7 protein-coding genes and 1 pseudogene are annotated in these 7,150 nt (G+C 69.1%); 3 read left to right on the top strand and 5 right to left on the bottom strand.

All coding sequences use genetic code 11. The annotated features are described in order from the left end of the window. Positions 1-396: pseudogene (locus A5714_RS19865) on the bottom strand (SAM-dependent methyltransferase); the annotation flags it as partial. Between the two features lie 74 nt (positions 397-470). Between A5714_RS19865 and A5714_RS19860 the strand changes: the two are divergent. Continuing rightward, a complete protein-coding gene (locus tag A5714_RS19860) occupies positions 471-1,385 on the top strand; it encodes a RecB family exonuclease (protein WP_068288085.1) in 915 nt (304 codons plus the stop codon). A gap of 6 nt (positions 1,386-1,391) precedes the next feature. On the opposite strand, the gene A5714_RS19855 is transcribed toward A5714_RS19860, so the two are convergent. The 4 genes from A5714_RS19855 to A5714_RS19840 all read right to left on the bottom strand — a co-directional run bounded on the left by A5714_RS19855 (position 1,392) and on the right by A5714_RS19840 (position 4,520). Beyond that, the gene (locus tag A5714_RS19855; protein ID WP_068288083.1) at positions 1,392-2,762 is read right to left on the bottom strand and encodes an FAD-containing oxidoreductase; all 1,371 of its coding nucleotides are present in this window, start codon (positions 2,760-2,762) and stop codon (positions 1,392-1,394) included. Further along, on the bottom strand, positions 2,759-3,268 hold the full coding sequence (locus A5714_RS19850) for a DUF4126 domain-containing protein (protein ID WP_068071646.1): 510 nt from the start codon (positions 3,266-3,268) through the stop codon (positions 2,759-2,761). The genes A5714_RS19855 and A5714_RS19850 overlap by 4 nt, the downstream gene beginning before the upstream one ends. A gap of 116 nt (positions 3,269-3,384) precedes the next feature. Next, on the bottom strand, positions 3,385-4,236 hold the full coding sequence (gene hisG / locus A5714_RS19845) for an ATP phosphoribosyltransferase (protein ID WP_068071648.1): 852 nt from the start codon (positions 4,234-4,236) through the stop codon (positions 3,385-3,387). A gap of 2 nt (positions 4,237-4,238) precedes the next feature. Beyond that, positions 4,239-4,520 carry a phosphoribosyl-ATP diphosphatase gene (locus A5714_RS19840; RefSeq protein WP_068071650.1) on the bottom strand — a complete coding sequence of 94 codons (282 nt, stop codon included), beginning with the start codon at positions 4,518-4,520 and terminating at the stop codon, positions 4,239-4,241. Positions 4,521-4,721: 201 nt separating this feature from the next. On the opposite strand from A5714_RS19840, the gene A5714_RS19835 reads away from it, so the two are divergent. Beyond that, entirely contained in the window at positions 4,722-5,789 is a 1,068-nt protein-coding gene (locus A5714_RS19835) for a YihY/virulence factor BrkB family protein (RefSeq protein WP_068288081.1), read from the top strand. 38 nt (positions 5,790-5,827) lie between these two features. Continuing rightward, the gene (locus tag A5714_RS19830; protein ID WP_068288078.1) at positions 5,828-7,144 is read left to right on the top strand and encodes an alpha-hydroxy-acid oxidizing protein; all 1,317 of its coding nucleotides are present in this window, start codon (positions 5,828-5,830) and stop codon (positions 7,142-7,144) included. Positions 7,145-7,150: the final 6 nt, after the last annotated feature.

Below are 7,150 nucleotides of genomic sequence, written 5' to 3'. Positions count from 1 at the left end.
CTGACCTGCTCGCTGCTGCGGGCGGTGGGGCCCGGCGGCCGGGTGGTGTCCTACGAGCAGCGCGCCGGATCCGGCCCCGGCCTCCAACACCCGCGCACCCGGGAAGATGTCGCCCTCGTGGATGATCTGCGCCGCGTCCTTGGGATAGATGACCTGGGGCCCGCGCGGCATGGACATCACGTAGTCGATCAGCAGCGGGCGCAGCACCAGGTAGACGGCGCCGTTGCTGGACTTGATCACGCTGCCCTGCTCGAGCCCGATGACCGCGTCGTGCGGAATCGAGCCGCGGTGGGTGTGGAACTCGCCGCCCTCGGTAAGCAGCATCGTGTAGTGCCGCCCCTTGGCGTCCGTGAGCTGGACGCGTTCGCCAGCGGTGAAGGGGCCGGTTGTGGACACGCGGTCAAGCGTGCCAGCCGACTCGCCGCACCGGGTGCTTGGGGGTTGTCGGCACCCGGTTCTACGCTGCCGACATGACCGTCCAGCCGCAGACGTTGCCGCCGGTGGGAGCCGCAGCGGCGACGCCCCCGCCGACGGTGAGCCGCGCGCGCCCGGCTCTGTCGCCGTCGCGGGCGGCGGACTTCAAGCAGTGCCCGCTGCTGTACCGGTTCCGCGCGATCGATCGGCTGCCCGAGGCGCCGTCGACGGCACAGCTGCGCGGATCGGTGGTGCACGCCGCGTTACAGCAGCTCTACGGACTGCCCGCAGGGCAACGCAGTCCCGCGACGGCGGCGGCGCTGCTGGACTCCGCCTGGGAGCAGGCGCTCGCCGGGGCGCCGGACTTGGGCGGTGAATTCGACGCACAACAGCGAAGTCAGCTGCTCGACGAGGCCCGGGCGCTGCTCTGTGGGTATTACCGGCTCGAGGACCCGACCCGCTTCGACCCGCAGTGCTGCGAGGAGCGGGTCGAGGTGGAACTCGCCGACGGCACGCTGCTGCGCGGGTTCATCGACCGGATCGACGTCGCCGCCACGGGCGAGTTGCGGGTCGTCGACTACAAAACGGGCAAGGCGCCGCCGGCCGCCCGGGCCGCCGCCGAGTTCAAGGCCTTGTTTCAGATGAAGTTCTACGCGGTGGCGCTGCTGCGGTCGCGCGGGATCCAGCCGACCCGGCTGCGGCTGATCTATCTGGCGGACGGCCAGGTGCTGGACTACTCGCCCGAGCATGACGAGCTGTTCCGGTTCGAAAAGACGCTGATGGCGATCTGGCGCGCCATCCAAAACGCCGGTCGGACAGGCGATTTCCGCCCGAGCCAGTCGCGGCTGTGCAATTGGTGCCCGCACCAACAACACTGCCCGTTGTTCGGCGGCACGCCGCCGCCATACCCCGGATGGCCGGACTACTCGGTCACGCAGCACCCGTCGCAGGAAACCCAACCGGCGGCGTGATCGCCACTAATCGAGGGGGGACAACTCCTGCAGCACCGTCGGAATCAATTCGCTGACGGTGGGATGGATGTGCATGGTCCGCGCCAACGTGGTGTAGGGCGCCTTGGCCGACATCACGTCCAAGATGCCGTGAATGGCCTCGTCGCCGCCCACGCCGAGGATGGCGGCACCCAGTATTTCCTGGGTCTCGGCGTCCACCACCACCTTCATGAAGCCCTGTGTTTCACCCTTTTCCACCGCCCTACCGACTCGGGTCATCGGCCGCTTGCCAACCAGCGCCTTGCGGCCGGACGCGCGCACCTGGTCGACGGTCAGACCGGCGCGGCCCAGCGGCGGGTCGATGAACAGCGCGTAAGTGGGGACGCGGTCGCTGACCCGGCGCGGATCGTCATCGAGCAGGTTGGCGGCGACGATCTCGAAATCGTTGTACGAGGTGTGGGTGAACGCACCCTTGCCGTTGCAGTCACCGAGCGCCCAGATGTGGTCGACGGACGTCTTGAGCTGATCGTCGACCACGATGTAGCCGCGGCCGTCGGTCTCGACACCGGCCGCCTCGAGGTTCAGGTCATCGGTGTTGGGCCGTCGCCCGACGGCCAGGAGCAGGTGACTGCCGTGCACCGCGGCCGCGCCGCCACCGGGAGACAGTTCAAACCCTTTGCCTGTCTTCACTATCCGCACGTCCTCGGCGCCGGTGATGACGTCGATGCCTTCGCCCTCCAGGATGTCCCTGACGGCGGCGGAGACATCCTCGTCCTCGCGCGATGCCAGCCGCGGGCCCCTTTCGACGACGGTCACCCGCGCGCCGAATCGCCGGTACATCTGGGCGAATTCCAACGCGATGTAGCTGCCGCCGAGGACAACCAAATGCTCTGGCAACGCATCGATCTCGAGCATCGACACGTTTGTGAGGTATTCGATGTCGGCCAGCCCCGGGATCTCCGGCACCACGGCGCGCCCGCCGACGTTGAGAAAGATCCGGTCGGCGCGCAGCAGCTCGTCGCCGACTCGCAGCGTGTGCGCGTCCTCGAAGTGGGCATGGCCGCGATACACGGTGCACCCGTCCATGCCGTCCAGCCAGTCCTCGATGCCCTTACGGTCGCTGAGCATGATGTCGTCCTTGCGCGCCTTGACTTTCGCCATGTCCACCTCGACCGGCCCGGTGTTGACGCCGAAGTCGGCGCCGCGACGGGCGAGGTGGGCGGCGTACGCGCTGGCGACCAGGGTCTTGGTCGGGATGCATCCGGTGTTGACGCAGGTGCCGCCGAACAATTTGCGTTCCACCACGGCGACGCGCTGACCGGCCGCCGTCAGCCGACCCGCCAACGGCGGTCCCGCCTGACCGGCGCCGACGACGACCGCGTCGAATTCCGCTGTCACTTAACCGCTGTCAGCAGGTACTCGGTCAGCACGTGGCCCGTCACCGCGACGATGGCAAACCCACCGAGGATCGCGACGGCGTCCTCGAGCAACGCGATCGGCAGGTCCCGCCCGGCCACCGTCGCCAGCCGCTTGCGCGCCTGGTAGCCGCCGAGGGTGCCCAGGACCGCGCCGATGACACCTGCGCCGAGCGCGGTGAAGGTCCAGTGTGGCCAGGCGCCGAGCGCCGCGCCCGCCAGCGCGCCCATGACGATGCGGGCGCCGAAGACCGGTGGCACGGTGCGGGCCGGCGTCTTAGGCAGCTTGTCCATGACCAATTCGCCGACCGCGAGGATGGTGACGACGACGACCGTGATGATGTTGGCGAACCACGACGCCCAGGTGCCGTGCAGGTCGATCCAGCCGAGGAAAGCCGCCCAGGCGACGACGGCCGGCGCCGTCAGCGAGCGCAGTCCGGCAACCACACCGATGAGTAGAGCCAGCAGCAAAATGAGCGCGTGTGTCACGAGACCCTCCTAGAGGTTGAACAACCGGCGTCGATCGGGGGACGGCGCGCGCAGTCGCCCCGAGGCGGACGCTAACACAGCAACGACGTCGAGGAGGGCCTGGTTCAGGGCCTGGTTCAGAAGCGGCAGAATCTGATGTCTGACGCCAGGATGGCCTTGGCGCCGATCGCGGCCAATTCGTCCATGATTTCGTTGACGCCGCGTCGGGGCACCAACGCGCGGACGGCGACCCAATCGGCGTCCGCCAAGGGCGCGATGGTTGGTGACTCCAACCCGGGCGTGATCGACGTTGCCCGTTCGAGAACAGAGCGCGGGCAGTCGTAATCGAGCATCAGGTACTGCTGGCCGAAGACCACGCCCTGGATCCGGGCGACGAGTTGATTGCGCGCGGACTGCGCGTCCCCACCCGGGTCGGCGCGTTCGATGAGCACCGCCTCCGAGTCGCACAGTGGGTCGCCGAACGCCACCAAGTTGTGCAGGCTCAGCGTACGACCGGATCCCACCACGTCGGCGATGGCGTCGGCGACGCCGAGCTGCACCGAAATCTCGACCGCCCCGTCGAGCCGGATGACGGTCGCCTCGACGCCGCGTCCGGCGAGATCCTTGCGGACCAGGTTCGGGTAGGCCGTCGCGACCCGCTTCCCCGCCAAATCCGTTGGGGTCCAATCACGTCCGGCAGGGGCGGCATAGCGGAAGCTCGACGAGCCGAAGCCCAGCGCCAATCGCTCGATGACCGGCGCGTCGGAATCGAGCACCAGGTCGCGGCCCGTGATGCCGAAGTCGAGCTCGCCCGAACCGACATAAATGGCAATGTCTTTGGGCCGCAGAAAGAAGAACTCCACGCGGTTGACCGGGTCGATGACGGTGAGGTCCTTCGAATCGGTGCGACGCCGATAGCCGGCCTCCGCGAGGATCTCGCTGGCGGGCTCACTCAGCGTGCCCTTGTTGGGAACCGCGACGCGCAGCATGCTCACAGCTTTCGGTAGACGTCATCGAGGGACAGCCCGCGCGCGATCATCAGCACCTGGGTCCAGTACAGCAACTGGCTGATCTCGTCGGCCAGCGCCTCGTCGGATTCGTGTTCGGCGGCCAGCCACACCTCGCCGGCCTCCTCGAGGATCTTCTTCCCCAGGCCATGCACGCCGCCGTCGAGCGCGGCGACGGTGCCGCTGCCTGCGGGTCTGGTGCGGGCGCGCTCGCCCAACTCGGCGAACAGGTCCTCGAAGGTCTTCACGGCCAGCGATTGTGTCATGCGGCCGCCCGATGCGTCACGGCGGTTTCGCCGACAAGCCCGGTCACGTCGCCCATGCCGGCCGCTGAACGTCATGCACGGGTGCAGGGCCGGCGAAACCGTTCAGGCCCGCACCACCCCTTTCGCGCTGCGCTCGGTGCTGTGCAGGGAGTCGGTAGCCACCGCGCGTGTGGATTTGCGGGCTGGCGGGAACTGACGAGTATGCCCGACGCCGACACCGACGATGTGCTCACCGACGAAAGGAAGCACGCGCCCGACCCCGACGACCCGAGCAAGCCGGAATCGCCTGACGACCTGACCCAGGCCTCGTGGGTGTTCGTGCTGCGCAAGACGCTTCGGGAGTTCAAGAACGACCAGTGCACCGACCTGGCGGCCGCGCTCACCTACTACGCGGTGCTGTCGGTGTTCCCGGCGCTGCTGGTGCTGGTGTCGCTGCTCGGGGTCGTCGGCCAGGGCAGGCAAACGACCGACGCGCTGCTCAATGTGGCGGCGGGGGTCGCGCCCGCGTCCGCGCTCGACATGCTCCGCCAGCCCATCGACCACCTCGTCGAGAATCGTTCGGCCGGCCTCGCGCTGATCGCCAGTGCCCTCGCCGCGTTGTGGACGGCCTCTGGCTATGTCGGCGCCTTCGGCAGGGCGATGAACCGGGTGTACGACTTCGCGGAGGGTCGGCCGGTGTGGAAGCTGCGGCCGTTGCAACTGCTGCTGACGTTGGCGGCGTTGACGCTGGCCGCGGCGGTGGCCACGATGCTGGCGATCAGCGGCCCGGTGACCCACGCGGTCGCGGCCGCCCTGCGGATCGGCGGTGCGGCGCAGGCGGTGTGGACGGTGGCCAAGTGGCCGGTGATGCTGCTGTTCGTCGCGCTGGTCGTCGCCATCCTGTACTACGCAACACCCAACGTGCGGCAACCGAAATTCCGCTGGCTCAGCATCGGCGCGCTGGTCGCCATCGGCATCTGGGTGCTGGCCTCCGTCGGGTTCGGCTTCTACGTCAGCAATTTCGGCCATTACGACGGCACCTACGGCGCGCTGGCCGGTGTCATCGTGTTCCTGCTGTGGCTGTGGATCACCAACGTGGCCCTGCTTTTCGGCGCCGAGCTGGACGCCGAACTCGAACGCGGGCGCCAACTGCAGGCCGGGATCGCCGCCGAACGCGACCTGCAGCTGCCGCCGAAGGACACCCGCGTCGTCGAGAAGAACGAGGCGGCGGACAAGAAAGACATGCAACGCGGCCGCTGGCTGCGGCGCACCCGCGGCCGGCGCGGCTGAACGAGAACCGACACGGAACGGATGGCCAGACAACTGCGATGACAACACCCGATGGACAGCCGGGGCGGCAACGCCAGGAGATGATCTACCGCAACGGCGTTTACGGATCGGCGCCGGCGGTGCCGACCGACTTCGAGGCGCTGCAGCGCGCGGCGAAAGCCAAGATGTCGCCCCGGGCGTGGGCTTACGTGGCCGGCGGGGCGGGCGCGGGTGCGGGCATGACGAACAATCGCGCCGCGTTCGACCGCTGGGCCATCGTCCCGCGGATGCTGCGCGACTGTTCGCGGCGCGACCTTGGCGTGACCCTGTTCGGTCGCCGACTGCCCGCTCCGCTACTGGTGGCGCCGGTGGGGGCCGCCGGACTGGTGCATCCTCGCGCCGACGTCGAAATCGGCGCCGCCGCAGCCGCCGTCGGCGTGCCCTACATCTTTTCCAACCAGGGATCGGCCGCCATGGAGGACACCGCCGCCGAGATGGACCGGGTGGCCGCCGCGCGGGCGTCCGCGGCGCCGCGATGGTTTCAGCTGTATTGGTCGACCAACGATGCGGTGGTCGACAGCTTCGTGCGGCGCGCCCAGGCGATCGGCGCCGACGCGCTGGTGGTCACGGTGGACACCACGGTGCTCGGCTGGCGGCCGCAGGACCTCAACCTCGGGTCGCTGCCGTTCACGCAGGCGGTCGGCATCGCGCAATACACCTCGGACGCCACGTTCATGCAGTCGGTGCGCGACCGGGTGGCGGCGGCGCGGGCGGCCGGCGAACGGCCCGAGGTGCGAGTGACCCGCGCCGCCCTGCGGACGCTGGTGTCGTTGGCGCGCAACGTGCCCGGCGCCGCGCTGCGCAACCTGGTATCCCCCGTGCCGCGGGCCAGCGTCGAGACGTTCCTCGACACGTATTCACGGCCGACGCTGACGTGGGCGGACATCGCGTCGCTGCGCGAGCGCACGACGCTGCCGATCCTCGTCAAGGGATTGCTGCACCCGGATGACGCCCGCCAGGCGGTGGACATCGGGGTGGATGGCATCGTCGTCTCCAATCATGGTGGCCGCCAAGTCGATTCGGTGATCGGCGCCGCCGATGCCCTGGTGGACGTCAGCACCGCCGTCGCCGGCCGCATCCCGGTCATCTTCGATTCCGGGATCCGGTGCGGCGCCGACATCGTCAAGGCGCTCGCGCTGGGCGCGGACGCCGTCACGGTCGGCCGGCCCCACATCTACGGCCTGGCCATCGCGGGCCGCCGGGGCGTCCAAGACGTCTTGGAGAACCTCATCGCCGAACTCGACCTGATGCTCGCCCTCACCGGCGTCCGGTCGATCGGCGAGCTGGACACCGAGCTACTCCGCCGGATCGCGTAGCGAGCG

It is taken from the genome of Mycobacterium sp. E2462 (assembly GCF_001672685.1).
Classification (GTDB): domain Bacteria; phylum Actinomycetota; class Actinomycetes; order Mycobacteriales; family Mycobacteriaceae; genus Mycobacterium.
This window is presented reverse-complemented; position numbering and strand designations above follow the sequence as displayed.

Bases quoted from the DNA above. Each gene is read 5' to 3' on its own strand.
- A5714_RS19835 (WP_068288081.1), top strand. From the start codon at position 4,722: ATGCCCGACGCCGACACCGACGATGTGCTCACCGACGAAAGGAAGCAC.
- hisG (WP_068071648.1), bottom strand. From the start codon at position 4,236: ATGCTGCGCGTCGCGGTTCCCAACAAGGGCACGCTGAGTGAGCCCGCC.
- A5714_RS19840 (WP_068071650.1), bottom strand. From the start codon at position 4,520: ATGACACAATCGCTGGCCGTGAAGACCTTCGAGGACCTGTTCGCCGAG.
- A5714_RS19860 (WP_068288085.1), top strand. From the start codon at position 471: ATGACCGTCCAGCCGCAGACGTTGCCGCCGGTGGGAGCCGCAGCGGCG.
- A5714_RS19830 (WP_068288078.1), top strand. From the start codon at position 5,828: ATGACAACACCCGATGGACAGCCGGGGCGGCAACGCCAGGAGATGATC.